Here is a 26,487-nt window from a genome sequence, read left to right as displayed (position 1 = left end):
AACATTAGCCGTGCGCCGGGCCAGTTTTCCTGAATTTGAAAATTAAGTGAGACTGGTTGGCAAAAAATTTCGTTAGTATAAATAACGGGAGAAAAAATGAAACAACTTATTTGCCTTAGTGTAGGTCTAAGGGGCTAAGATGAATTTATCACTTAAAAGATGGAGGATTCAAGATGCCAACAATTACGGATACGTTTGACTTAAACAATGGTTTGAAGATGCCGAAGGTTGGGTTTGGAACCTGGCAAACGCGGCCCGGTAAGGAAACCTACGATGCCGTCAGTAATGCGCTAAAGGCCGGCTACCGGTTCATCGATACGGCGAAGGCTTACAACAATGAACAGAGTGTCGGCGAAGCCTTGCGCGACAGCGCTGTCGCGCGCGAGGACGTCTTCGTGCAGACCAAGTTGCCAGCCGAGTCCAAGTCCTACGATGCGGCGATGGCGGACTTTGAGAGCAGTTTGGCAGCGTTAGATTTGGCTTATGTGGATTCTTATATCATTCATGCGCCGTGGCCTTGGATGCAAATGGGGTCTAACCACGATGCCGAAAACCGCGACGTTTGGCGGGCCATGCAGGACATCTATAACAGTGGTCGCGCCAAGTCAATCGGGGTCTCGAACTTCAACTCCCATGATTTGGAGAACCTGTTGACTTGGGATGGCCTGACGGTGAAGCCCGCCGTTGACCAGATTCAGTACTACGTGGGTCACACGCAGGAAACGATCGTGAAGACGGCGGAAGCCAACCAGATCACGGTGCAGGCCTACTCACCATTGGCTACCGGTGGCTTGGTGGATAGTCCCGAACTGGAACGACTCGCCGACAACTATGGCGTCTCAATTCCACAGTTGGCCCTGCGGTACATCGTGCAGAAGGGCGTGGCCCCACTCCCTAAGGGGCGGTCGATGGCGCACGTTCAGGCCAATACTGAACTCGACTTTGAGATCAGTGACAAGGACATGGCCTTCTTAGACCGCTTGTCGGATCCAAACGGCTGGCATCCAGTGGGTGACTAAATGTGAGCTGATTACACCAAAATTTGGTAAGTAATCGATGGAATTGGTCTAGTTTACGTTAAACAAAAAGTGGTGACCGCCAGCATAGGTGGTCACCACTTTTTTGAATAGACTTAGTTAGTGTGAGAATCAGCGGTTCTGTGTGTCGCCACTTTTTTCGCAACCATGACTACTTCACGTGATAAGACAGGTACTTTCCCGTAGCAGAAACCCGGGTCGTCTCCACGTGGTGCTTGCCTTTCTTAGTGGTCCATGCCTGCTGCAGGGTGACGTCGCCCTTCTTGCTCAGGGTCAACGTGTAGACCTCTTTCTCATGATCGCGGTAGACGTAGGTCTTGCCAAAGCGATAGTTGTGCGTGATTTGGTGGTCGTCGGGGGTGCTGTAGGTGACCGCGTAGACGGGCTTCTTGTAGTTATTCCGTTGTAGTGTGGTATCCGCGCCGTTCTTGTGATTCTGATCGAAGATGACTAAGCGGTGATCCGCCGTGCGGTCAATGTAGGTGTCGGCGCCACCGGCGTGTTCGTAATCCTTGTCGCTATCAATCTGATAATCGTAGTAGACCTTGATTGGCTTTGCCTTGAACTTGCCAGAGGCGGTGGCGGAATGGTAACGCAACACCCAGCCGCCGCCCCCGTTCAGGAGGTCCTTGGCTTTGGTCGTATAGTGCTGGCCGATGCGGCCGTGCAGCGTCTTAACGCTGTAATTGGTCATCCGCTTGGGATGCTTATTCGATTCGTTATACCGGTAGTAAACGATGACTTTGCCTTGTTTACTGGCGGCCTGTCCCTGGGCAACCAAGCCCAAACCGAAACTCAATCCTGCTGCGATCCCGATGATCCCTAACCAACTTTTCTTCATGCCCATTTCTCCACCCCATAAATCACTTATTTGATTAAATTCTATCATTAAAAACGATAAGCCGATATGGCTGTCACTGTAAAAGCGCGAGAAATAGGGGGCGAAATGGTGTGGTCGTGAGAATAGGTCGTTCTTTAATCTGGACAAGAATGGATTGGCCAGACCCTCTTTAATGATGACTATGTCTTGAAGGTATATCTAATGATTTACTTTAAGTATTTGATATGCCTGAAAGTTCACTTTATACTGATCCTCATTAACGCAGTAATAGGGCGGATTTTAGATGACAGAACCAGCAATTTTTCAACGTGCCTTAGCCGGGCAACCCATCGACGTCACGCGTGAGGACTATCAAGAAATCCCGCAGACCGTTCAGCGAACACAGGAACTTTTGAAGACATTTAATCAGCGCGATCAGACCCCGGAACAGCGGCGAGTGACCCTCAGCCAGGTAGTGGGGTACAGCGTTCCCGAATCGGCGGAGGTTAATGCGCCGGTGCACAGCGATTTTGGTCCCCACATTTTCATCAGCGACCACGTTTTTGTGAATCAGGATGTGATGTTTGTTGATCTGGGTGGCATTTACCTGGGTGAGGGGGCGTTGATTGGGCCGCGGGCGACGTTGGTGACCGTTAACCATTTAGAAGGCCCCGCACACCGTCGCGATGTTCAGGCGAAGGCCATTCACATCGAGAAGAATGCCGGGTTGGTGCGGGGGCGACCATTCTCCCAGGGGTAACCGTTGGTGAAAATGCGATTGTCGGGGCGGGTGCCGTCGTGACGAAGGATGTGCCTGCCAATATGGTAGTGGTCGGAACCCCGGCTAAGATCTTGCGTCGCGTGAAGGGGACTCCCCAAAGTGAAACGGATGGGGGCAGTGGTCGTGGGTGATGTACGAGTCGCTTATTCCTGAAATGTTGGCAGATCGGCTTTCAACGGTCGACCCACCGTTTAATTTGCCGTAGGGGCCAATTCGGCTTGGACCTGTGTCAACAAGGCCTGGGCGGCAGCCGACAACCGTTGCCCCTTGAGCCAGACGAAACTCGAGCCTGAGGAGGTCCGGGGGGTCAGTGGCACGAAGGTGAGGTCGGATTGGTTGGTGTTGATAATCCCGTCGAGGCCCAACGCATTACCCACGCCGGCCGAAACTAACAGTGAGGCGTTATAAAGCAAGTTGTAGGTGGCGACCACGTTTAAGTCGGCCTGCGTGAGGCCAAAGAGATCATGAATCCGGGCACTTCCTCCCTGTTGGGGCAAAATCAGGAGAGAGTTGGCGACATCTTTGAGACTGACGGTCGCCTGTTGCGCCAAGGGGGAGCTATTTTGAACCAATAAGCCCCAACGACTTTCGCCCGGGAGACGGATGAAGTCGTAGTCGGACTTATCGATCGGTTGCATGACTACCCCGAAGTCGAAAACGCCGGAGACCAAGTGCTGGTGCACATCCGAAGCATCGGTGCTGACGAGGTTGACCTGGATGTGAGGGTGACGTCGATTGAGCTGGCCGAGGGCCTGGGCCACGGTCAGCATACTGCGGGCTTCGGCACTCCCCACGTAGACGGACCCACTAATGTCTTTTTCCTGATGAATATTGGCGAGCGTCTTATCCGTCAAAGACAGGATTTGGCGGGCCTGGTTAGCGAAGTACGCCCCATCCGGGGTGAGCTGAATGGTACGGTTGCCCCGTTCAAAGAGGGTGGTTCCGAGCTCGTCCTCGAGTTCCTTGAGCTGGCGTGATACCGTGGGTTGTGACACGTGGAGGCGCGCCGAGGCCTTACTAATATTTTTTTCCTGAACGATCATTAAGAAGTAACGGAGCACACGTAATTCCATAGCCGACATCTCCTATAACTAATTTGTATAGATTTTGATTTAATCTAAGCATTAGACATATGAAAAGTCAAGCCATAAGATAGGACTATACAAAGAAACGAAAGGAGCTGATCGCGTCATGCAATGGACGACGCAGCGACTGGCCCAGTTTGCGACGGCTGATGATTTGCGGGTATCCCCCTTCTATGGCGATGGTCAAACTTGCGGCACACCGACTTGGATTTGGTCGGTCGTCGTTGCCGATCACCTGTACGCTCGGGCCTGGAATGGGCAACAGTCCTCGTGGTATCGAGCCGCGATTGAACAGGGGGGCGGCTGGATTCATTTGGCAGGAAAAAATTTCCGGGTGACCTTTACGCCGGTTACCCAACAGCCGGGCATCACGGCACGCGTTGATGCGGCCTACCGGCAGAAATACGCTGGGAGCGCCTACCTGTTGCCGATGTTGCAGGCCGGACCCCAATCGGCCACCGTTGAGATTATGCCGGCGGATTAGAATCACGCAAGCGTGAGAGGAGAGATTCAGGATGAAGATCAATGAAGCGGCAAAACAGCTACAGACCAGTACCTGGACGCTACGCTACTACGAGCAGATTGGTGTGATTGCTCCCGTGGCGCGCATCAGTGGCATTCGCGACTACACGGCGGCCGACGTCAATCAGCTGCGGGAAGTCTTAGACCTGCGCGACTGTGGCGTCACCTTAGCCGAAATTAAGCAGTTGCTCAGACTGGAAAACCAGGCTGAATCGACTGCCGCGCGGCAACAGCTCCTACGGGACCGCGCCCGGGAACTACGACTGGAGATTGGCCGTCTGCAAGCTTCCCTGAATCACCTGGATCTTAAGATCGACACGTTAGCGATGGATTCGGAACGACCATTGGTGGGAAGTGGAACGAACTAAGCGATGTCAGGCCCTATGGGAGCATGAGGGGTCTTAGTTATGCGTGTACGCGGCATCATTAAGGACCATATGCCTAAATAGTATGAGACTAAAACCCGATTTTTTTCGTTAGTAATCAGTGTAGGCAACATGACCGGTACACTGGAGCTTGTAACCTTTAGTGATTAAATCAAATGAAATGGAGATTTTGCAAATGACTCAAGTAATGATTGTAGGTGCTCACGGCGCAATGGCACAATTGTTAACTGATCGCCTATTGGCAGAAACAACGGATACGCTGACGCTGTTCTTGCGTGATGCTGGCCGGTTGAACCGGTACGCGACGAATGATCGTGTGACGTTAGTGGATGGTGATATCAAGGATACTGCAGCGGTAGCTAAGGCCATGGCAGACGCCGACATCGTCTATTCCAACTTAGGCGGTCCGGATCTCGCCGAACAGACGCAGAGTGTTTTGACGGCGATGCACCAGACCGGCAAGCAACGCCTGGTTTATATCAGTGCGCTGGGGGCCCATCATGAGGTGCCCGGAAAGTTTGGCGATTGGAACGAACAAGCCATTGCGGCCTTTCTACCAGGTTTCCGGAAGACGGCGCAATTGGTAGCCGACTCCGGCGTGACCTACACGGAGATTCGGCCCGCTTGGCTGACGGATCATGACGAGATTGATTATGAAGAAACGCAGTTAGGTGAAGCCTTCAAGGGAACCGAAGTATCGCGCAAGAGCGTGGCCGACTTTGCCCTGAAGGTCATTACCCAGCCAGAGACGTATCGCAACGCCAGTGTGGGGCTAGACAAGGCCGGCACTGAGGGCGACCAACCCAGCTGGATTTAGGAGGATGCCCAATGACGGTCATTGATGTTTTTGCACACGTACTACCGCCGAAATTTTTGGCGCAGATGGACGCGATCCAGCCCCACATTTTGGATCAGTTCCCGTATATGAAGAATCAGCTGTTGACGGACCTTACGGCGCATCGCCAGTCGTTGCCGGCGGATCATCAACAGATTCTGTCGATGGTCAATCTCAATCCGGAAGACTTTGTGGATCCGGAGCAGGCGGCGGCACTCTGTCGCGCGGGTAACGCCGAATTGGCTGACCTGATTCGGTCCAACCGGGACGTCTTTCCGGCGGGGGTGGCGATGCTGCCCATGAATAATGTGCCGGCAGCGCTAAAAATTATCGACGAACAGGTGGTGCACAGCGATGCGCTGGTTGGGGTGCAGCTCTTCACGCAGGCACTAGGCAAACCAATTACGGATGCCGCGTATGAACCGATCTTTGCCAAATTGGCGGCGGTTGGTGTGCCAATTTGGCTCCACCCTGTCTTCAATCTGCAACGCCCAGATAACAATCTGACGTTCAGCTGGGAGTATGAGTTGACGCAAGCGATGTCTGGCATTGTCACGGCTAAATATTTCCGCAAGTACCCCGAACTCAAGGTGATCGTTCATCACGCCGGGGCGATGGTGCCGTATTTCAGCCAACGGATTAAGTACATTCAGTCGGCGGAAGACTACGCGGACTTTCAAAAGTTCTACGTGGATACGGCGATCTTGGGCAATCCCAAGGCGTTGGAGCTGGCGGTGGACTTCTTCGGTGACGATCACGTGATGTTCGGAACGGACTCGCCGTTTGGCATCCCGCCACTGGGACCCACGGTGGTGATCGAACAAGCCGTCAAGGATATGGCCATCACCGCGCCGCAAAGACAGGGGATCTTCCAAGAAAATTGGCGGACACTGATGACGACGGTTCGCCAGTAGGAGCGAAATGATGAAGACAGAACACGAAAAATTATTAGCTGGCGAGGCTTACGATTACCGCGCCCCCGAGTTACAGGACTTGATCGCGCAGGGTAGGAAGCGGTTGGCGATCATCAATACGGCCAGTGATCAGGCCGAAAGAGCGGCCGCGATGCACGCCTTCTTTGGTCGGGTTGGACAACGGTTGACGATCAACGGCCCAATTAGCGCCGTTTACGGAGTGCACATCCAAGTGGGCGACGATGTTTTTATCAATGGTAGCTGTACCTTTCAGGATTCCAATCACATTATTCTGGGCGATCGCGTCATCATCGCCCCAGATGTGAAGTTGTACTGCGGCGGACATGCCTTGGATGCGACCCAACGTTTTGGTGTCCGTCCGGATGGTTCGCGCTACCTGATCACGACCACCAAGCCGATTACGGTCGGTAACGACGTGTGGATTGCTGGCAATGTCACGGTGATCGGTGGCGTCCATATTGGCAACAATGTCGTGGTCGGGGCTGGCGCCGTGGTCACCAAGGACGTGCCCGACAATACCGTGGTTGGTGGCGTGCCGGCGCGAACGATCGAAACCTTGCCACCGTTAGAACGCTAATCGGTCATACTGAAAGGGAAAGTGATCGCCATGAAGACAAACGAATCGGCACCACTCTTGCGGTTGTTTAAGTTAAGCATCACGGCCGCCCAGCGTGAGAATTTTGTGGCGGCTGGTCGGCATAACTTAGGCACCTCGATTAAAAATGAAGCGGGCACCCTGGCGATGTACGCCACGCACGTTGATCCGGTGGGATTGGAAAATCGGGTGATCGAAGTCTATCGCGATGCGGCGAGTTATGCCATCCACGCGCAATCGCCGCAATTTAAGGCCTTTAGAGCGGTCGCCAAGGAAGCCGTCACGCAACAGGCGGTCCTGAATCTGACGCCGGTTATGTTATGGACGGGGCAGCCACTGGGGGCCGATCAGTTGGCCAATCCGTTGGTTCAATTGACTGAGATCACGGTGCTGCCGGGTAAAACGGCGGACTATCGGTCCCTGGTCCTGGCGACGATGGCCGCTCAGCCGGGGCTGTTGGCGCTGGTCGTGGGTTACGCGGTTGACGCCCCAGAAAAATGGGTGATCTTGACCGTTTATCGCGATCAGCTCGCTGATCAGCGGTATCACCAGACGGCGGCGTTCAGAAAGTATCAGCTGGCGAGTCAGTCTCTGATTCAGACGACGAAGACCACGGTGTTAGGGGCGGATACGTTGGTGAATCAAGGTGGATTGGCCTTTCGTGGCTGAGATAGGTGTCATGAAGCAATGGGCGAGACATTAGAAAGAAGCAGCAGAATGGATTATACAAAATTTGGAAATACGGGTTTGGACGTTTCCCGGTTGTGCTTGGGAACGATGGGCTTTGGCAACGCCTCGACGGGGATGTTTCCCTGGGCGGTTGGCGAGGAACAGAGCGAACAGGTCATCAAGCAGGCGTTGGATTTGGGCATTAACTTCTTTGATACCGCCAATATCTATTCGCACGGCGACAGTGAACGGTTCGTCGGTCGGGCTTTGAAGAAACTGGCCAACAGAGACCAGATCGTCCTGGCCACCAAGGTGTTCTTCACCCCAGAAAAGGCGCCCAATGTGGCCGGGCTGTCGCGAAAGGCGATCTTCTCACAGATTGATCAGAGCTTGCAGCGCCTCCAAACGGACTACGTTGACCTGTATGTGATTCATCGGTGGGACTACAACACGCCGATTGAGGAAACCATGTCGGCGCTGAACGATGTGGTCAAGTCGGGTAAGGTGCGCTACATTGGCGCGTCCGCGATGTTTGCCTGGCAATTTGAAAAGGCTCAGGCCGTGGCCGAACAGCACGGTTGGACCAAATTCGTGTCGATGCAGAATCATCTCAATCTCCTGTATCGCGAGGAAGAACGGGAAATGTTGCCGTTGTGTGCCGATCAGGGGATTGCGGTCACGCCGTATAGCCCCTTGGCATCGGGTCGATTGACGCGGGATTGGTCGGGTGAGACCAAGCGCTACGCGACCGATGCAGTGGCCCGCTCGAAGTATGACGACAGTAAGCAGCTGGATTTACCGATCATTCAACGGGTCGGTGAACTGGCCGAGAAGTATGGTGTGGATCGGGTCCAGATTGCGCTGGCCTGGTTGTTGCAGAAGCCCACGGTCACGACACCCATCATCGGTGCCACCAAATCGTCACACTTAACGGGCGCGGTCAAGGCCTTGGACGTGCATCTGAATGCGGACGACGTGGCTTATTTGGAAGCGCCGTATCGTCCGCATGAATTGGTCGGGCCGTTGACGGCGGAAGAGACGGATTATCAACGTTAATAGAGATGAGAAAGTTGGTGTTATCCCAGATAGGCGTGACACCAACTTTTTGTTGTCCTGGATTGCGTGGTGGCTCTCAAATGGATTGCCGAATGATATTTTTCAAAGAGAATCATCTTTCACAATTAATGTTGACTTCTCAAACATTTTAGAATAGTTTTTAGATAGGGAAATGATCACACATCGGTTAAACCGGATAGATCGACAGGCTTGTCTGGTTGACATTGGAGGCAGTTCAGCATGAATCAGACGTCACAGGGGATGCACAATAGGGGTGCAAGTTTCACCGATAGCTGGAGGTGGCCATACTGGGGCCTATTAGGGGTTTCGCTGGTCGTCTTCTCGCTCGGCCAAATGCAACCCGTTCGAGCGCAAGCGGATGCAACCGGGGCATTAACGGAACAGGTGACGAGCCAAAGCCGCGAGTCCGCCAGCGGCAAGCCGGTGGTGGCTGCAGCCAGTTCTCAGTCAATCCAGCAAGCACGGTCAAGTGGGTTACCAACAACGCCAGTTAAGCGCGATTTGGCGGGTGTTCCAAGTGAGGAGACGACACAAAATACTGAGAAACAGGCGGATTCTGGGACAGGTACCGATCCAACAAATCAGCGCGAGCAGCAGTCTGATTTAGAGCGCGACTCTGCGGCGGTACGCTCACAGTCGACCGACGATTCGCCATCCCATAAGAGGGTGACTTCAGCTTCCACGGCTCCAACCGCCGGGACAATCACGGTCCACTATTATCAAAAGGGCACCACCCATAGACTAGCACCGGATGATGAGTTGTCGGTGACGACGGGGCAGACCTATGCCGCGACCCCCAAAGCGATTAGGCATTATCGGCTAGTGAATCAAGTGACTACCACGGGCACCTATTCAGATCAAGCGGCCGCTTACTTTTACTATGAGACCAAAACTTACCAAGTTAAGATTAAGTACCAGGTTAAACTTTCCGCTAGCGATCAGGTTTTTGCCGGCACCAAATCAAGCGCAGTAACGTGGAAAACGAAGGTGTTGCAGGTTCCTTATGGGCAGCCTTACACGATTCCCGTTTTGAATTTCGAGGACGATGGGCTTTATGTGATTAAGAAGCAGTTGCCCAAGTCTCTGACCGGTATTATGGGTGATCAAACACGTCATGTGACGATCTCCTATGGAAGCTTAAGTGTTCGCACAGTCTTTAATCGTCAAAATGACAGCTTGATCCATTATTCAACGGATCCCAATGGCGTCTTACGCTACGCCGAGCTGGATGAGAATGAGGCGAGTCACACACTGCTGATGTTTACGTTCCCTCAGAATGGCAAACGTATTGAAGTGGAGATGATTAGTAACATCAGCGGGGATCATACGCAAAAATTTGACTTAGCGGAGGGGCAAAAGGTCACGGTCACTTTGTTAGATGGTAGTCGGCACATCATTCGGGTGAAGAATGGCGTCATTTACGATAGGTTGTTAACGGGGAGTAAACAGGCCATACACGGTGCCAACGGGGCGGCAACGGCAACTTCATCGCGGGTGAGTGGGCAGGCCAGTTTTAAGGCGGCCCAAACCGCTAGTGATCATCAAGAGGCACAGGGCAGCGCGCAACTGCCACAAACCGCCGATCGGACTAATCCCTGGTTAAGCGTGCTGGGCTTGGGGCTTCTGGTACTGGCGAATATGCCGTTGCTTTTAAGAAAGTTAAAGCGTGGGTAGATAGTCACGACATCTTGCGCAACAGGGTGTTAGTTATAGGGTGTGATGACATGGTTGTTTTACTTTTTGGAAAGCACGAGTCATAAGTTTTGCATAAAAATTAAAGGAACCCCGATCACTTTAACAACGCGTGATCGAAGTTCCTTTAATATATTACTGGATGCTATTTTTGAGACGTTTGTGGTGCTATATTGAGCCAGTAAAGGAGAGGCTCTTTAATCGCGGTTTTCTTTTCCAAAGTTTCTTCCATCATCGGCTATGCCAATCTGCTGGTTAAACTTTGCAATGTCTTGAGAGTCGTCATTCCAAATATCGGGGAATTCCGGATCGCCGGTTGGTGTAAACGGCAATTTGTTCGTTTTGCTAATCTCCACTAAGAACATAATAATAACTGTGCCTAAATCGAGTCCCATGCTTGAGGCAACTTTGGCAGCATGTATTTTAACGTCTTTGTTCAAACGGATAGTTAAGGTCGTGTCTTTTGACATGATGATCCCCTCCAATGACAATGTAACACAGTAGAGGGACTTTAGCTGGCTACTCGCTTTATAAATTTCATGATTGAAGAACCGGCACCACCCAGCTTGCGAGTGATACCGGTTCTTCTAACCGTTAATGAATGACAACTTTCATCTTGTAAGGCACGTGGCTGTAAATCCAATGCGCATCGGCCACACGCAGGCGCACACAACCGTGACTGGCGCGTTTGCCGAGTTTCTTGGCTTCACTGACGACATACTTACCGTGCTTGTTGACGGGAACGGAGTGGAAAAGGTAGGTTCCCCAGTCCTTGAAGGATGTCCAGTAGTTGGCGCCTTCCTTGGAACTGGCGTTGTAGAAATGAGTCCCCCGATTCTGAATGTGGAAGGTTCCCTTAGGCGTTGGCGAGGATTTCTTCCCGGTTGAGCAGATCATGGTGTAGAGCACTTTCTTCTTGCTAGCCATGATGTACACGCGCTGTTTGGCGATGGAAACCTTGATGAAGGCCTTTTTGTGCTTCTTCAAGTTGGGATAGGCCTTGGTCTCGGAAGGTAACTTCCAGGACGGGGTCTTCGTGGTTTTAGCACTGGCAGTGGTTGGTTGAGCGATCGCTGGGATGGTAGTCAAACCAACGGCTAGGCTAAAAAGAGCTAATAAACTGGCAATAAGTATTTTTGATCGATGCATGAAAATCCTCCTTATGGAATTACAATATTAATTCTATAAGGAGGAAACTTAACTGTCAATCTGGAGAATAAATAATCAATGAAATGGTTATTCGAGTGATTGAATGGCGCTTGTGTGCTGGCAGGGTTCGTAAAATACAACTGGCAACCACAGACTTAAAAGGGTATCGTTTTAGAGAGAGGCCCTTAACCTGATCGGAAACTCGCGTTAGAATCGCTGGTCTGGACGTTAAGTACGGCCGAATCATTCGCTTTAAAGGTGGTCAAAGCCATGACGTTATCAATTAAAAATGACAGCCTCATCTTTCTTGGCATCTTCTTGCCCCTATTCTTTGGACTGAATTTGCGGGGGTCACTGGTGATAAAGCTTCTAATCACCGCAGTGCTGCTGATCATGTCGTTAGGGGTGGTTGCTTATGCCATCAAACAGCCTAAAAGAATGTGGACAGGAAAATACGGCGTCTATGCAAGTGTTATCCTGGGGATCATCGGGTGGGGCGTGCTGGCCTTCTTCTGGGCAGTATCGACACCCTTGACCGGCTGGCTATCTTGGCTCTGGTGGGTGGTGAATGTGGTATGTACCGGTATCGTGGTGGGCTTCGTGGCGATTGTGCATGATATCTTTGTTGAGAAAAGGCAGTTAAAAAAGAATTAATTACAAAATGGGATGACCTCTGCGTGTATCGGAGGTCATCCCATTTTTTTGAGGAAATATCAGCTAGTGAACACGTGGCATCACGCTTGAAATCAGTAGCGACGTTGCAAGGTTACTTAAACGTCTGGTTCGTGTAAGACTCAACGGTCCCCGTCTTAGCAGCCTCATTAACGCGACCGGTCAGCTTGACCTGATCGCCGGTCTTCATTAAGACGGCTTTGGGGTAGTCGGCGGTACCGACCGTCCAGAGGGTATCGTTACCCTTGACGGCAAACAGGACGTTTTGGTTGTCACCATTCGGAATGACGACGACCCGTTCCACGGCACCCTTGAGTTTGATGGTCTTGGAGTTCGTAGTGGAGCTAGCCGTTGACCCGACCGTGGCGAGTTGCACCCGGTACTGGTCGAGCGCCTGGGTTGCCGTGGTGGCGTAAGCCTTCACGCTTTGATCGGCAGCCTTGATGTAGGCGTAGCTTCGGAAGGCCCCCGTGGAGTCTAGCAGTGAAACGACCCAGGTTGGGGTGCCGTCGATGTTGTACATGATCGGCATCGTGGCGGACCATTTCTGGGCCACGTATTCCTTTTCGGCAATCTTCTTGGCCCCGTCACTGTCCATGACCCCGATGTTTTTACCGGTGTAGTAGGTCAGGGTTCCCGTCCGCGCGTTAATCATGGAGTAACCCATGGTCGAGTCCGCGCTGGTCTTTGGCGAAGTGAAGTCGTTGAAATAAGAAATATTCCCGTGCTTGTCCACGACCGGGGTCACGCCATCTTCGGTCCCGTTACTGTTGGGGTCCTTGACGCCGGTCTTGTTGAAGTGGGCGTTAAAGTAGCCGTTGCCGTACCAACCGAAGATTTCGTTCATTTCGGCTGCGGTTGACGAAGCAATCGATTCGTTAATGAACTTCGGTGCACCGGCGGCGGTATAGAGCTGGGTATCCCCAGTCTTGGCATTTAAGACGACTACATGGAGACTCTTGTAGTTGATCCGGCTAGACACACCGCGGGCCTTGTAAACGGTCTGGATGAAGTAAGGTTCACCGGAGTCCTTGATTTCCAACTGGGGTTGACCTTCCTGAACCCAACCAGGGAAACGGTTGTAGATCACCCGTTGCGCATCTTCAAAGAGGTAGGCACTCGGGGTGTACTTCATGGATTGCTTGATAAAATGCGGTTCGGCGTTCACGTTGGTGGCGTCAATCATAAAGTAACCGGGCGATTGTCTAGCCCGTTGCCACCGCCAGAAACCGTCGAATTCGACCGGGGCAATGTAGACGGTCTTGCCCTTGACTACCTGTGTCTGCAGGGCGCCCAACTTGTAGTAAGACGTGTTGGGAACGGCACTCATGGCCTTGTTCATCTTGTTCCGAACGGTCTTGGGGGCAATCGCAATGGGCGTGGCGTCCTTGTCCAGCAGGGGCGCGGTCTTCATCGTCTTGATCTTTAAGGAGTTGTAGACCGGCTTCACGCCGAACTTGGTCTGGGCGGCCCCAAATAAACTGATGACGAAGAGCAAAGCCAACAGTCCGGCGGCAATGTTCAGACCCTTGTTGCGGCTGCGCACGTGAGGCCGTTGGCCGGAGCCACCCTCGACCTCCACGTTGGGACTACTGAGCGCCAAGAAGGGCAGGTACAGCACCCCACTGATGACGTTCATGATAATTAGGCTAAAGAGCGCCTTGCTGGGAAGAATGACGAAAACGACACCAATAGCAATGATGTAGTAGACGATATAGATGCCCGCCAGCATTTGTAAGTGTTGGGGCCGTTGAACAATTCCCATAATCGCCATGATAAAGGCGGATAGGGTACAGAAGAAAGCAACTAGTAACATGAGATAAACCCTTTCCAAATATGTCTAGAGAAGAAGCCAAATCGTGGGATGTGGCTAACGGTAAAATCAGTTAACCGACCCCATCGATATATGTAAAAAATAGTAACCTTCTCTAGTTTACCCTATTTATGTAAGCGACTAAAGGGAAATGGCAGGATTGCGGGCAAAAATGGTAACGCTTTACGGGGAGACAGTCAAAGACTTTGCAGATGGCTAGTCGGTTACCATCAGGTTTTGGTTGAGTGAACGGATAGTTTTTAATCATTAATCGGGGGAGTTGAACCTTGTCAGATCAGCATTGCAAGCAATTTTAGCGCGACAAAGCTGGGGTTGTTTGCTATGCTTAAATCAACAGTACGGGGAGGGACATGTCATGACATTAGGTGAAAAATTAAAGCAGGCGAGAGCTGACCATCACTTAACGCAACAGGCTGTTGCCAAGCGGGTAAATGTTTCGCGGCAGACGATTTCAAGTTGGGAGACGGGGAAGAGCTATCCGGATATTGATAGCTTAGTGGTGCTCAGCGGCTTTTATGGGGTGTCCTTGGATATTCTGATTAAGGAAGATACGGGCATGTTGGGTTATTTGCGTAAGTCAGCGGTGATGAATAAGCTACGACCGATCCACCAAGTCATGTTGATTTTAAACTTTTTATTTATCGTTGTGTTGACGTTCTTTTTACCCAGTCGGTTAGGCGGATGGGTGATCATCGCGGCTACCTTGGCCAATTTGGTCGGGTTTTTGCTTTTACAGCGGTTTGAGGAGCAACTTAGTTCGTTGCCGGTCTGGGAACAGCGGTGGCAAAGCGGGTGGCTGCCAGAGTTGGTGAGTGGCATCATGGCAACACTCGCGTTAATCGGGACCCACTGGTGGTCTGTGTCAGCCATCGTTTCCAGCAATTTAGTCACGCTCACCTTGGTGAGTTGGCTGACGTTCTTGATGCTGGGGATGTCCCGGGTTATCGGCCGCCTTAAATTACAGGAAGCGAAGCAAGTCAAGAAATAGGCCAGGCCTGATCTCGTGGTGACTTTTTGTTTAATCTTTAGGACGCGCTGACGTATCTAGCCAAAAAAGAAGGCCATCCAAAATGACGTTGAATAAGACTAGCCAGAAGATGATCGTCAGGGTCAGGTGTTTGAAATTAAGGAGAACGGCCAGCACGGAGAGTGTCAGAATCACTAGGGTTCGTGGCCAGTGGCTGTGAACAAAAGTGTGAATGCGGGGGTGTGACTTGGCCAGCCGTAGAGCCCCAAATCGGATCAAAAGGGCGAGTAAAAGAATCAGAACAAATAGCCAGAGTGGCAGTTGCGTGTGATACATGGTGACGGCCTCCGGGCAATTTTTTAGAATTGATGCTGAAGATTAATCGTTTTGCTGATTTGAACGTAGATTCAGAATAACTTGAAAAAGATTGAGGGTCAAACAAAGTCTCCTACAAAGAATTTTGTAAAGAATGACTTGTGGAACGGCTCAGCAGTCAGCGGATGAAAACGCTGTTCATTTTGTGATTAGGTTCGGTTTGAGGAAACTCAAATTGTAGAAAGAACGGATAATCATATCCAAGCATAATCAAGACACAAATCCCGGTAAATCAACGTTGCTTAGAACATTTGCTAGGCAAACTAGCGGAATTTTGCTATGCTATGGGCATTATCGGAGGGGGCCCATCATGAAATTCGGGGAACGATTAAAACAAACACGGCAACGGCAAAATTTGACACAGTCAGCAGTCGCAGAGGTCTTGCATGTCTCACGGCAGACGGTGTCCAGTTGGGAAACGGGAAATAGCTATCCCAGTATTGATAGTCTTATCGCGTTGAGTGACTTTTACCATTTGTCATTAGATACACTGCTCAAGGAAGATGAGGGCATGACGGATACGTTGCGCAAGCCGGAAGTTTTACAAGAGATTCAGCCCACCATTCGCAACTTGTCGTGGATTAATTTTATGGCGGCACCGGCTTGTATTTTTGCGGATCATATCAATTTAGCAGTAAGTGTTTTGCTTGTCGTGGCGATTATCAATACTACGATGTTGAGTCGACTGAATGACTTTGCCGATAAGTTAGGACAAGCTGATCGGTATACCCGCTGGCGGCAAACGTGTTGGCGGGAGTATTTGATTGCCAGCATCACCACTATCGGATTAGTTTGGGTGTGGGTTAACCACCAGACGGGATGGATCGAAGATTTCGCCATAGTGGCTGTGTTTAGTTGGATAGCGATTTTTTGCGTCGAGGTTGGACACTTCAAGGCTCCGGAACGCGCTTAAACTCAAGCCTATCAAAAAAGCCGACACAACTGGCCGGCCGTACCCGTAAGTCATAGTTATTACCGCTTAAACATAAAAATCCCGCGCACAATCTCTGCACCAATTAAAACAATCATGAATGACCAGGTCACGAGTGTTGCGATGCTCCCCATTGTCAAGACCTCCTTGCATGCCGAACAGTTATCGTTACCTATATTGTACGCTGAACGCTGATACGACACAATAGGAACCGCTTACATTTATGTCAAAACTTTTTGATGGGGCTGGCAGACAAAAGGGTCCGAGACATCACTCAAAAAAACCAACTTTTTCAGAAGTATTAGCCCTTCTGAAAAAAAGTTGGTTTTTGGCCATTATGGTGCGCTCTATGATACCTATTCAAACTTAACGATTGGTCACCGCAATCAGATCCGCGAAAGTGGCCGTGGTCATTCCCGGCGTAATCCGCAGTCGTGACAGGTTGTAGTGCCCCTGCTTCATGGTGGCAAAGCCCTCCTGCGTGGTTAGCGCAATCTGGTAGCCACTCTGCTTGGCCAGACGGTGGGTCGTGGCGTTGGCCCGTCCCGCTGGATAACACAGCATCTCCGTCTTCTGATTGAGGTGCTGATCTAACCATCGCTTGGAGTTGACCAGTTCCTGTTTTTGCTGAGCCGCCGTCAGTTCATCGAGATTCAGGTGTTGGACGGTGTGGCTGGCAAAGTCGACCCGGCCAGTGGTCTTCATCCGTTTCATCTCGGCTAGCGACAAGTGATTGTGCTTGTGGGTAAAGCCCGTGATGGCATTGATGGTCGCGTGTAGCTTGTATTTCTTCAGTGCTGGCAGGCCATTCGTCAGATTATCCTTGTAGGCGTCATCAAGCGTGATCCAGACGACCTTTTTCTGTGGAATCGAATTGGTCGTGAGCGCCCGGATCGCCTCAGTCGTGGTGAGTGTCCGGTAGTGGTGTTGCTTTAAGTAGGCCATCTCGCTGGCAAATTGCTTCTTGGGCACCCGGAGTTGGTTGCCGCTAGAAATGCTATGGTACATTAAAATTGGTAACTTTAAAGGCTGCTTTAACTTGATCCACGGTTTCGCAGTTGCCGCCTTTTTGACTGGCTTCGATTCTGTAGCCTGCCACTTCACCCGGTTTTGCCGCGCCGGTCGACTGGTCGTGTGCGACCGTGATTGACTCCATAGAAATCCACCGCCTAGTAAGGCAATTAGAACCAGACAGCTCCCCAAAATTCCCCATTTGTGTTTCATCATGATTCCCCCAAATTTATTCAATTTACTTTTTAGTATAGGGGGTTTAACGCTCAGAGGCACGTAATTAGTCTGCGCGTTGGGCTAATCGGCGATAATAGTCGATGGAATCCGGTTCGAGGTGGAGCGCGGCAATCACGTCGCGGTCGGACAGTTGGGGATGGCGCCGAAGATAGTTAATTAAATAACCCTGGTACAGGACGGTCGGACTCAGTGCGAATCCGGCAATGGCTTCGTCGGGTTTAAGGTATTTGTGTAGTCCCGGCAGTGTGAGATGGGGATCGGCGGCCGCTCGCTGTTTTAGAAACCAATCCGAGGACTGGAAGCGTTGCTGCAGGGGGGCCAGAAAGTCCTGTAGTTCGCGCAGAAATTGCTGAGCGGGAGCGGACCAGTCTTGTGTTTTGAGTTGCGCCGTGAAGTTGGGTTGGAGAAAAGCCTGTACCGGGTAGCCGTGGGCAATGAGGAGGAGGGTTAACCGCGTATACACGTGGAGGCGGGGATCGGCCAGTAGCTGGTCCAGATCATCGACCCAGTGGTAGTTCAGGGGTTGGGCGGCCTGCTTGGGCTTACTCTTTAGATCCAAGGTTGGCAGGTAAGGGGTCCAACTGTGGGAGAAGAGAAACTTGAAGTAGACGTTGAGGTGGGACAGTACCTTATTATAGGTTTGATTCTGAATCTTGCGGGCATCAACCAACATGCCCAGATACTGCTCAACGTCGGGGGTCTGAAGTTGATTGACCCGGTGATCGCGTTGATAGGTTGGGTTAAAGTTTTCCAGGTATTTGAAAAAGTCCGTCAACGTCGCGTTGTATTCGTCCTGCGTGGCTGTTGCCATGGCCCGCTGTTGTAGCGTGCGGTTGAAGGCATCTTGATAGGGATAAGTTTGGGACATGAGCAACACTTCCTTTGCTAAAAATTACGTTAACTTAGGCCCTCGACCACGATCTGGTCGTGGTCGAAGAACAGAGGGTTAAGCCGTGGTGGTCTTGCGGGCGGCTAGTACCTTTGTACGTAAAGCTTCTTTCTGTGACTCGTCAATGAAGGCGGCATCAATCGCGTTGAGCGTCAGCCGTTCCATTAGAGACCAATCCAGGCCAAACTGTTTGCGCAGCGTGACAAATTCATCAGTCAACGTCACGTTGGAGACGGTGCGGTCATCCGTGTTCACGGTGACCTTCAACCCGGCACTCAGAAATTCTGAGAGGGGGAAGTCGCTCCAGCTTTCAACAGCCTTGGTCTGAATGTTACTGGTTGGGCAGATCTCAACGGTGGCACCGGCGGCCTTAGTCTGGGCAATCGCAGCCGGGAAGCCACTCATGTGCACGCCGTGACCGATGCGCTTGGCGCCCATCGTCAGGGCCACGACCACGTTGTCCACGGGACCAGCCTCACCGGCGTGAATCGTGAAGGGGAGGCCGGTTGCCTGGCCCGCGCGAATCGCGTCAACCAGGTCGATCGTAGGATGATTGTATTCATCGCCCGCAAAGTCCAGGCCAACGACGCCTTGGTCCTTAAACTCGGCTGCGGTCTGGAAGACATCGATGCATTCGTCCAGCGGGCGGTCACGCATCGCACAGATGATGGCGTTAACGGGAATGCCGAACTCGGCGGCGCCCACGTGCAGGCCCTCTAGCGTGGCGGCAATGGCTTCACGAATGGAAAGGCCCTTTTCCGTGAAGATGGCGGGGGCAAAGCGGGTTTCCAAGTAAATCAGGCCATCCTCCGCGGCGGTTTGCACCATGTCGTAACCCGCAATCCGCAGTTGTTCTGGGGTTTGCATGAGGTCGGTGACGACTTGGAACCGTTTTAAGTAATCGATTAAACTTACAGTATCAATGGGTGCCGATACCAATGTCCGGAGCGCTGCGTCGCTGGCTGGCAACTCGGCACCGGTAACGGCCGCCATTTTGCGCAGCGCAGGTAGCGAGATCGATCCGTCGAGATGACAGTGCAACTCAACTTTGGGATAGTGGCGTACGGCGTCTGCGGTAAAAGGGTTAACTTGAGACATGGCAAGGTCCTCCTTTGGAATATGTAACTTCCTTTAATTATAACATGATAGCGCTTAACTAATCGACTACTCTGCGGATAATTCAGCCGCTGGTCAACTTTAATGGCGTCTTTTTGGTGAGCTGACTTAAAGTTGACCAAACCGGCCAAGGGATTTTTCACAGCATGGCGGGATGTGTTACTTTTTTTGAAAAATACGGCGGTTTCCCCTATGCGCTGGTGCTATTTTATGAGAAAAAGGGTCACCGGATTTTAACGATTAGCGAACCATTATTGCTTCCAATAGTTTGCGATTCCGAAAGGTAAGTCACTAAACAAACGGGGTGCTCTCAACGGCGATTTGACAACGTTTTAAACTGTAATGGCATGTCAGCCGGATGGCAAATTTTACATTTTTGAAAATTAGGTAAAATACATTGTTAATCGCGGGAAAACATTATAGAATTGATTTAATCATACGAGGGCAATCACGCCTTAAAGTGATAGTGAGCTAATGAAACAAACCAATTCTAATAATCAATATTAATACGTTTAATAGCGAAAAGGTTTAAACAACCAGTAACTGATTAGTTTGGGGGAGCAACAGAAGCGCAGAAGAGAAGGAGTAATTGCAATGAATCATTTTAACACGGAGCTGACGCGCATGGGGCTGCGCCAGCAGCGAACTGGGAAGAGGCGCTATATCACCGGATTCGATGGTATCCGGACACTGGCTGTTTTGGGCGTTATCATTTATCACTTGGCACCGTCAACGCTGCAAGGCGGGTACCTTGGGGTGCCGATCTTCTTTGTGGTATCGGGTTACCTGATTACATATTTATTGATTCAAGAATTTGATACGACAAATAGAATTGACGTTGTTGGGTTTTACGGTCGACGAGTCAAGCGGCTGTATCCAGCGTTGGTGGCGATGATTCTGGGAACGACGGCGTACATCACGTTATTCCAGCGAAGCTTATTAGCTAACATTCGGGGAACGGTGCTGACCAATCTGATCTATGGGTACAACTGGTTTGAGATTAACCACGGCCAGTCCTATTTTGATCGATTCAGCGGGGAGTCGCCGTTTACCCACCTCTGGTCATTGTCCATTGAAGGCCAGTTCTATCTCGTTTGGCCGTTGGTCGTCTTGGGCCTCTTGCTTTTTGTCAATAAGAAGTCGCATCGTTTGGCTATTCTGATGGCCGTTGCGGTGGCTTCGGCGATTGCCATGGCCATGCTCTACAGCCCCAACAATCCTAACCGGGCTTACTACGGAACGGATACCCGGATGTTTGCCATTTTGATTGGTGCGGGGATGGCCTTTGTCTGGCCAGCGCACAAATTAAATGCCACAATTGGTCGCAATCAACGGTTAACGTTGGACATCTTGGGTGGGGCCTCACTGTTGGCCTTGGTTTACCTATTCTTTACCATGAATGGCCAGGCGGCTAGCACTTATCGGGGTGGGATGTTCTGGTTTACGGTGCTGTCCGGAATCTTAGTGGGAACCGTTGCCCATCCGGGAAGTGACATGAACCGAGTCCTGACGAACCCCGTCTTTAGTTACATTGGGAAACGCAGTTATGGGATTTACTTGTACCAGTTTCCAGTGATGATTTTCTACGAGTCTAAAATCAATATTGGGAACCACCCGCTATTTCATGCGCTGATTGAAGTCGCTCTGATCATGCTGGTGACGGAAATCAGCTACCGGTGGATTGAAAATCCAATGCGGCATTATCACTACGGGCAATTGACCACCGACGTTGTTCATTACCTACAACAGCCACGCGCTCACCGGTTTGCCAACACGCTCGGCGTGATTGCGGCCTTGCTGTTTGGCCTGACGGCAGTCGGTTTTGTTCAACAACCCGCCGCGGCTAAACCAACGGCACTGCAGCAGACCATTACGGCGCGGCAGGCAGCCACGAAGAAGAAGAACGCGGAGGCGGTGAAGAAACAAAAGGCGTTGGCCGCGGCTTCTTCTAAGAAGAAACATGACAAGGCGGTGGCCTTCTCGAAGTTATCAAAGGCGGATAAGAAGCTGGCCAAGTACTACTATTTGACGCCAGAAGAGGTTTTGAATAGTAAACAAACGCCGCTAACCGCCATCGGGGACTCCGTCTTGCTGGACGACTCGGGTGACCTGCAGGATGTCTTCCCTGGCGCCATCGTTAACGGTAAGGTGGGCCGACAAGCAGCAGATATGAAGGACATTATTACCAGCATGGCACAGCAGGGTCAGCTGGCGAAGAATGTGTTGATTAACATTGGAACGAACGGTTACGTCACGCCGGAACAGGCTGACGACATGGTTCATGCCATCGGGCCTAATCACCAGATCTTCTGGGTAACCGCCCACGTACCAACGCGTGAGTGGCAAAATTCCGTAAACAATCGGATTCAAAAGACGGCGGATAAGTACCACAACGTCCACGTCGTCGATTGGTACACGGCCGCTAAGAACCAACCCAAATGGTTCGTTAGCGATCACGTCCACCCGAATGACTATGGGAACCGGCATTACACGTCGTTAATTGCCAAGGCGATTGCGAAGGCGAATAACTAAATCAGTGTCACATGGCTCTGCACGAACGGAAGGCGAGAACTTCCGCTTGTGCAGAGCTTTTTTAGGATCATCATGATGGATTTGCCCGCCAAACTATCGTGAGCGCCACTCATTTGCCACCACCGATTTTTGGGGAGAAACACCAATAACGGGGCGTAACGTTAGTTGCCTGAATTTACCTCGGCGCACCGGTTTTTCGCGTTTTTTTGATTAAATTGGGAGATCATTTCTGCACCCTAAAAAAGACCGTGTTATGATACCAATTGAGTTCAGGGATGAATTCGAAAATTTACTGGGGGGTAATTGTTATGATGAAAAAAGTTGCAATGATCGCAGCAGCAGCGGCTATGGTATTACCATTGGGGTTGGGTGCCATTGCCCCCGCAAACGACGGGCTGACTGCTTTTGCGGCTGCTAAACCAGCAGCCAAAAAAGTCACCCACACCTTGATCAGTGCCAAAGCTATGAAGAAAGCGGCTTACCACGTAAAGAGTGGCAAACCAGCACTGTATCGCGCAGCATTTGCAGCCGACCAAGCTAAGGTCAGCATGACCAAGAAAGGCACTTTGGCAGGTGGCAAGACGTATTACGCAACCAAGAAGATTGTGGTTAAAGTCAAGGCTACCAAGACCACTAAGGCTAAGAAGGTGACCTACGCCTACATCAAGACGGCTAACGGCAAGACAGCAGGCTGGGTAGCACTTTCCAAGCTGACGGCTGGCAAGTTCAAGGCTGCTGATGGCAAGGCTGACGCTAAGAAAGCTGCTGACAAAATTGCAGGCAAGACCTACACGCTGGTTAGCACCAAGGCTCTGAAGAAGAGTGCGTTCCACTTCAAGGGCAACCAACCAGCACTTTACACCGGCAAGTTCGCTGCTGATAAGGCTAAGGTTACGTTAACGAAGAAGGGTGTCTTACCACAAGGCAAGACCTTCTACGCAACCAAGACCATCACCATCAAGAAAGCTAACAAGAACGTTAAGTACGACTACGTGACCGGCGGCAACGCTAAGGGCTGGGTCTTAGCCTCTCAATTGACTGCTGGGAAATTCATGGCAGCTGACTAAGTAAGAGACTCCAGTATAATTTGAAAAAACGGATGGCTTGCGGGCCACCCGTTTTTTTGCGGTTTATTGCGGTCAATGTTAGAAGCATGGGGGGAAGAGCACCGCATTGAAGGCCTTTCTGTTACTTCTTGTAGTTAAAGTTCGGAATCCCATTCCACCGCCGGCTCAGCCAAATAGCTGCCGCCTTAGGTTCCCGTGACCGGGTGAAGATTCCTTTCTTATTACCTTGAACCCGATTGATGCCGAACTTGGTCTGAAAATCCGCGAAATTCCAGAGCTGTTCGCCGACGAAGTTATCAATTTTATCGAAGATCTTGGCGTTCATGTCATAGTAGTTCACTTGGTATTCCTCGGAGAAGGGCTCGTTGTAGGCACTGTGGACGCCGGCAACCGTGTCGGCCCCAAATTCAGTGAACATGATGGGTTTGTCCGGCCACTTTTCTTGCCAAGCGCGGAGCTCAGCCTCTTCAGCGGCCGCGGCTGCCTTGAGGTCACCCGTTTGGATGTACCAGCCGTAGTACCGGTTCAACGTCAACAGGTCGGCGAGGTCGGAACAGTTGTCGCGATCCGGCGTGGACATCATGATATTGATGTAGGTGCAAGGCCGGTCCTGGGGATCGAGTTGCCGGGCGAGCTTAAAGAGCGGTTCGAAGTAGTCGTGGGCGCCGGGCAGGAAGGTTGCCGGTTCATTGGCGATGGACCAGATCACAACAGAAGCATGGTTCTTATCGCGGCCAATCATTTCCTCCAAAGCCTGTTTGTGCGCCGCTTGGGTCTGAACGGTGGACCAGAAGGGATTGTCATTATTCTTGAAGGCACTGGAAACGTCGAAGTTGAAGTCGGGCATCAAGCCAACTGCGGGCACTTCATCGATGACGACGATGCCTTCGCGATCACATAGCCGCATCATTTCTTCGGAGTAAGGGTAGTGAGAGGTCCGGAACGAGTTGGCGCCCATCTTTTTGAGCAGGTTCAGGTCCAAGACGTTAACCGCTTCGTTCAACCCTCGCCCATTGACGTAGGAGTCCTCGTGTTTACCAAAACCCTTGAAGTAGAAAGGTTTGCCGTTGATCAGAAACTTTCCAGAGTCGATGGCCACGGTCCGCATCCCAAAAGGTTCCGTGTAACTGTCGATGAGCGTATCGCCGTCAAAAAGCTCAACGCGGGCCTGGTAGAGGTAGGCGTTGAGGGGTTGCCAGAGGTGAATGTGATCGAGGTGAATCGTGTTTTCAGCACCTTCGGCCGTGGCGACGATGGCTTCGTTTTCGTCCAAGAGGGTGACCTTAACGGTTGCGGCGGCCGTGGATTTTACGGTGACGGCAACGTCCGCACTGTTAGTGGCTAGGTCAATTTTGGGGGTAATCACCACGTCTTCAACGCGATTCCAAGGGGTGGCCATTAGGTTCACATTCCGGTGGAGACCGGCGTAGTTAAAGAAGTCGAAGTTTTCGTCGACGTGGGGGATGACGTTGCCCGCGGCGTCTTTCGTTTCCGTGTAGTTGCCGACGGGTAACGTGGAATGATCAAGCAAGTTACTGATCTTGACCGTGACGCGGTTTGTGCCGGCATGAACGGTGTCATTGATGGGTAATTCAAACGGGGTGAAGCCCCCCTTGTGATGGCCCACTTCGGTGCCGTTAACGAAGACCCAAGCCTCGTGGGTAGCGGACCCGAAGCGCAGGCTGAGCCGCTGGTCCATCAGAGCTGCGGGCACGGTGAAGTCCCGTTCGTACCAGAAGTAACCACTGTGTTGACGAATCTCGGGGTTCGCAGTCTGATCGCTGAAGGAAGCGGGCACGGCCATGACCTCGGTCGTCTTCAGTGGGGCGACGGGGTCGATGACGTCACCGGCGGCTTGCATCTTGAAGGACCAGATGCCATTTAAGCTGAGCACGGAACGGGTTGCGGTCATCAAAGGGTATAACATTCAAATCACTCCTAATTTTATTGTCGATTATTATTGCAATCGCTTACAAGAAGAATAAACTAGAATTACGAAATTAGCTTTAACGATATTGTGGTTTTAGACACTATGCTAACTTTTGGTGAAATTAATTTTCAAATTGCAGGAGGCACGCGGATGAATTTAGCAGACACGGAAAATGTAATGGTGGATTTAGCCCGTATCAGTGGGGTGTCCATGCGGCTGTGTGACGCACAATTGGCGACCGTATCTCTGTCTGGGGATGACGCACCGTTACCCGTCTTTCGCGAATTGCCGACCACGCGGCATCGGATTGAACGGGCAATCACCACCCAGGGGGACTTTCTGGCGGTGGGGATTTTTTCAGAGGAGCACCTGCAAGGCTATCTGATTGCGGGGCCCTGTGAGTCCGAGAGTGGCAGCCTGGCACGGATCATGGTGACCTGTCTGATTGAGTCGGAAGCACAGGTCACCATTCATGATGACCATCTCAAGGTGGCCCCCTTGCAGGTGGATCTGGCCGCGACCGACAGTGACAATGATGACTTGATTGCGCGGCGGTATGCCAATCAGAATCGCCTAATGGCGGCCATTACGCAGGGGGATGTTGAAAGACTACCCCAGATGATTGCGGCGGCGACCACGACGATTGGGATTGAGGACTTTTTCTCACGGGTGCCTAATCGGCGGCTGCGTTCGGCAAAAAATATTCTCTACGTCTTCAATACGATGTGCCGGATTGCGGCGGAACGCGGCAATATTAGCCCCGTGGTGTTGGACCGCATCTCGACGCACTATGCGATTGAAATTGAGCAGTTGACGTCATTGCAGCGGCACCAGCAACTCACGGTTGAGATGGCCACGCAGTACTGCGCTATCGTGGCCGCGCGGCGGAATAATCATTACAGTCGAAAGGTGAACCAAGCGTTGCAGTTCATCTATCGCCATTATCAGGAGGATTTAAGCCTAGCAGATGTTGCGGCAGCGGCCCAGGCGGCGCCCACCTACCTGTCGCGGCGATTTAAGCAGGAGACCACCGAGACCGTTTTTACCTACATTAACCGCTATCGGATTACCATGGCCCAGCAATACTTACGCCATCGTCCGGAGTCGGTAACGGATGTGGCTTTTCATGTGGGGTTTAACAACGTGACCTACTTTAATCGACTATTCAAGCGCTACACGGGCATCACCCCCCTGGCCTATCTGCGGGGAAGTGAACCGGCCGTTCGGGAATAGGTCGCGGCCGCGAAGTGGTGGGGCACAACCACTTAGGGGGCAAAACGATAATTCTAGGGAAAGCCGTGTTGGCGTGTTATGCTGAAACAGCATAACCGGCAAAAGCGGAG

27 protein-coding genes are annotated in these 26,487 nt (G+C 51.6%); 17 read left to right on the top strand and 10 right to left on the bottom strand.

Annotated elements, in window-relative coordinates; translation table 11 throughout:
• The first annotated feature begins 173 nt into the window (after positions 1-173).
• Positions 174-1,019 (top strand): aldo/keto reductase family protein, encoded by an 846-nt coding sequence (locus tag FD28_RS08965; RefSeq protein WP_057734707.1) that lies wholly within the window; start codon positions 174-176, stop codon positions 1,017-1,019.
• Between the two features lie 169 nt (positions 1,020-1,188).
• Here the strand turns inward: FD28_RS08965 and FD28_RS08960 are convergent, their stop codons facing one another.
• Complete coding sequence (locus tag FD28_RS08960; RefSeq protein WP_057734706.1) at positions 1,189-1,878, bottom strand: MucBP domain-containing protein; 690 nt, start codon at positions 1,876-1,878, stop codon at positions 1,189-1,191.
• Positions 1,879-2,161: 283 nt separating this feature from the next.
• Between FD28_RS08960 and FD28_RS08955 the strand changes: the two genes are divergently transcribed.
• Complete coding sequence (locus FD28_RS08955) at positions 2,162-2,617, top strand: LbetaH domain-containing protein (protein WP_235806880.1); 456 nt, start codon at positions 2,162-2,164, stop codon at positions 2,615-2,617.
• Positions 2,602-2,769 carry an LbetaH domain-containing protein gene (locus FD28_RS13565; RefSeq protein ID WP_275452878.1) on the top strand — a complete coding sequence of 56 codons (168 nt, stop codon included), beginning with the start codon at positions 2,602-2,604 and terminating at the stop codon, positions 2,767-2,769. The genes FD28_RS08955 and FD28_RS13565 overlap by 16 nt, the downstream gene beginning before the upstream one ends.
• A gap of 60 nt (positions 2,770-2,829) precedes the next feature.
• Here FD28_RS13565 and FD28_RS08950 read toward each other — a convergent pair whose 3' ends face one another.
• Complete coding sequence (locus FD28_RS08950; RefSeq protein WP_057734705.1) at positions 2,830-3,711, bottom strand: LysR family transcriptional regulator; 882 nt, start codon at positions 3,709-3,711, stop codon at positions 2,830-2,832.
• 118 nt (positions 3,712-3,829) lie between these two features.
• On the opposite strand from FD28_RS08950, the gene FD28_RS08945 reads away from it, so the two are divergent.
• From FD28_RS08945 to FD28_RS08910, 8 genes are all read left to right on the top strand, one after another.
• Complete coding sequence (locus FD28_RS08945; RefSeq protein WP_057734704.1) at positions 3,830-4,207, top strand: DUF2255 family protein; 378 nt, start codon at positions 3,830-3,832, stop codon at positions 4,205-4,207.
• A gap of 31 nt (positions 4,208-4,238) precedes the next feature.
• Positions 4,239-4,613 carry a MerR family transcriptional regulator gene (locus FD28_RS08940; protein ID WP_057734703.1) on the top strand — a complete coding sequence of 125 codons (375 nt, stop codon included), beginning with the start codon at positions 4,239-4,241 and terminating at the stop codon, positions 4,611-4,613.
• A gap of 193 nt (positions 4,614-4,806) precedes the next feature.
• Positions 4,807-5,448 (top strand): NAD(P)H-binding protein, encoded by a 642-nt coding sequence (locus FD28_RS08935; protein WP_057734702.1) that lies wholly within the window; start codon positions 4,807-4,809, stop codon positions 5,446-5,448.
• Positions 5,449-5,459: 11 nt separating this feature from the next.
• Entirely contained in the window at positions 5,460-6,380 is a 921-nt protein-coding gene (locus FD28_RS08930; RefSeq protein WP_057734701.1) for an amidohydrolase family protein, read from the top strand.
• Between the two features lie 10 nt (positions 6,381-6,390).
• On the top strand, positions 6,391-6,978 hold the full coding sequence (locus tag FD28_RS08925) for a maltose acetyltransferase domain-containing protein (protein ID WP_083478159.1): 588 nt from the start codon (positions 6,391-6,393) through the stop codon (positions 6,976-6,978).
• 30 nt (positions 6,979-7,008) lie between these two features.
• A complete protein-coding gene (locus FD28_RS08920) occupies positions 7,009-7,665 on the top strand; it encodes an antibiotic biosynthesis monooxygenase (RefSeq protein ID WP_057734699.1) in 657 nt (218 codons plus the stop codon).
• A 48-nt stretch (positions 7,666-7,713) separates the two neighbouring features.
• Positions 7,714-8,721 carry an aldo/keto reductase gene (locus tag FD28_RS08915; RefSeq protein ID WP_057734698.1) on the top strand — a complete coding sequence of 336 codons (1,008 nt, stop codon included), beginning with the start codon at positions 7,714-7,716 and terminating at the stop codon, positions 8,719-8,721.
• 240 nt (positions 8,722-8,961) lie between these two features.
• Positions 8,962-10,416, top strand: coding sequence for a MucBP domain-containing protein (locus FD28_RS08910; RefSeq protein WP_057734697.1), 1,455 nt, complete (start codon positions 8,962-8,964; stop codon positions 10,414-10,416).
• A 215-nt stretch (positions 10,417-10,631) separates the two neighbouring features.
• Here FD28_RS08910 and FD28_RS08905 read toward each other — a convergent pair whose 3' ends face one another.
• A complete protein-coding gene (locus FD28_RS08905) occupies positions 10,632-10,904 on the bottom strand; it encodes a type II toxin-antitoxin system RelB/DinJ family antitoxin (RefSeq protein WP_057734696.1) in 273 nt (90 codons plus the stop codon).
• A 124-nt stretch (positions 10,905-11,028) separates the two neighbouring features.
• Positions 11,029-11,583, bottom strand: coding sequence for a L,D-transpeptidase (locus tag FD28_RS08900; RefSeq protein ID WP_057734695.1), 555 nt, complete (start codon positions 11,581-11,583; stop codon positions 11,029-11,031).
• A 270-nt stretch (positions 11,584-11,853) separates the two neighbouring features.
• On the opposite strand from FD28_RS08900, the gene FD28_RS08895 reads away from it, so the two are divergent.
• Entirely contained in the window at positions 11,854-12,237 is a 384-nt protein-coding gene (locus tag FD28_RS08895; protein WP_057734694.1) for a hypothetical protein, read from the top strand.
• 112 nt (positions 12,238-12,349) lie between these two features.
• Here FD28_RS08895 and FD28_RS08890 read toward each other — a convergent pair whose 3' ends face one another.
• Positions 12,350-14,071, bottom strand: coding sequence for a hypothetical protein (locus FD28_RS08890; RefSeq protein WP_057734693.1), 1,722 nt, complete (start codon positions 14,069-14,071; stop codon positions 12,350-12,352).
• A gap of 373 nt (positions 14,072-14,444) precedes the next feature.
• On the opposite strand from FD28_RS08890, the gene FD28_RS13080 reads away from it, so the two are divergent.
• On the top strand, positions 14,445-15,077 hold the full coding sequence (locus tag FD28_RS13080; RefSeq protein WP_083478158.1) for a helix-turn-helix transcriptional regulator: 633 nt from the start codon (positions 14,445-14,447) through the stop codon (positions 15,075-15,077).
• Between the two features lie 30 nt (positions 15,078-15,107).
• Here FD28_RS13080 and FD28_RS08880 read toward each other — a convergent pair whose 3' ends face one another.
• On the bottom strand, positions 15,108-15,392 hold the full coding sequence (locus FD28_RS08880) for a hypothetical protein (protein ID WP_057734692.1): 285 nt from the start codon (positions 15,390-15,392) through the stop codon (positions 15,108-15,110).
• A gap of 349 nt (positions 15,393-15,741) precedes the next feature.
• On the opposite strand from FD28_RS08880, the gene FD28_RS13075 reads away from it, so the two are divergent.
• On the top strand, positions 15,742-16,344 hold the full coding sequence (locus tag FD28_RS13075; protein ID WP_083478157.1) for a helix-turn-helix domain-containing protein: 603 nt from the start codon (positions 15,742-15,744) through the stop codon (positions 16,342-16,344).
• A 384-nt stretch (positions 16,345-16,728) separates the two neighbouring features.
• Here the strand turns inward: FD28_RS13075 and FD28_RS08870 are convergent, their stop codons facing one another.
• The 3 genes from FD28_RS08870 to add all read right to left on the bottom strand — a co-directional run bounded on the left by FD28_RS08870 (position 16,729) and on the right by add (position 19,597).
• Positions 16,729-17,586, bottom strand: coding sequence for a polysaccharide deacetylase family protein (locus FD28_RS08870; protein ID WP_057734691.1), 858 nt, complete (start codon positions 17,584-17,586; stop codon positions 16,729-16,731).
• A 67-nt stretch (positions 17,587-17,653) separates the two neighbouring features.
• Positions 17,654-18,478: a site-specific integrase gene (locus FD28_RS08865; protein WP_057734690.1), complete on the bottom strand. Its 825-nt coding sequence runs from the start codon at positions 18,476-18,478 to the stop codon at positions 17,654-17,656.
• 78 nt (positions 18,479-18,556) lie between these two features.
• Complete coding sequence (add, locus tag FD28_RS08860) at positions 18,557-19,597, bottom strand: adenosine deaminase (protein ID WP_057734689.1); 1,041 nt, start codon at positions 19,595-19,597, stop codon at positions 18,557-18,559.
• A gap of 612 nt (positions 19,598-20,209) precedes the next feature.
• Here add and FD28_RS08855 point away from each other — a divergent pair.
• Both FD28_RS08855 and FD28_RS08850 read left to right on the top strand, forming a co-directional pair.
• Complete coding sequence (locus FD28_RS08855; protein WP_083478156.1) at positions 20,210-22,147, top strand: acyltransferase family protein; 1,938 nt, start codon at positions 20,210-20,212, stop codon at positions 22,145-22,147.
• A gap of 308 nt (positions 22,148-22,455) precedes the next feature.
• Positions 22,456-23,214 carry a hypothetical protein gene (locus FD28_RS08850; protein WP_057734688.1) on the top strand — a complete coding sequence of 253 codons (759 nt, stop codon included), beginning with the start codon at positions 22,456-22,458 and terminating at the stop codon, positions 23,212-23,214.
• 121 nt (positions 23,215-23,335) lie between these two features.
• Here the strand turns inward: FD28_RS08850 and uidA are convergent, their stop codons facing one another.
• Positions 23,336-25,141 (bottom strand): beta-glucuronidase, encoded by a 1,806-nt coding sequence (uidA, locus tag FD28_RS08845; protein ID WP_057734687.1) that lies wholly within the window; start codon positions 25,139-25,141, stop codon positions 23,336-23,338.
• A gap of 153 nt (positions 25,142-25,294) precedes the next feature.
• Between uidA and FD28_RS08840 the strand changes: the two genes are divergently transcribed.
• Positions 25,295-26,377 (top strand): helix-turn-helix transcriptional regulator, encoded by a 1,083-nt coding sequence (locus FD28_RS08840; RefSeq protein WP_057734686.1) that lies wholly within the window; start codon positions 25,295-25,297, stop codon positions 26,375-26,377.
• The last annotated feature ends 110 nt before the right edge of the window (positions 26,378-26,487 follow it).

Origin of the sequence: Levilactobacillus hammesii DSM 16381, assembly GCF_001434395.1 — a bacterium.
GTDB lineage: Bacteria > Bacillota > Bacilli > Lactobacillales > Lactobacillaceae > Levilactobacillus > Levilactobacillus hammesii.
This window is presented reverse-complemented; position numbering and strand designations above follow the sequence as displayed.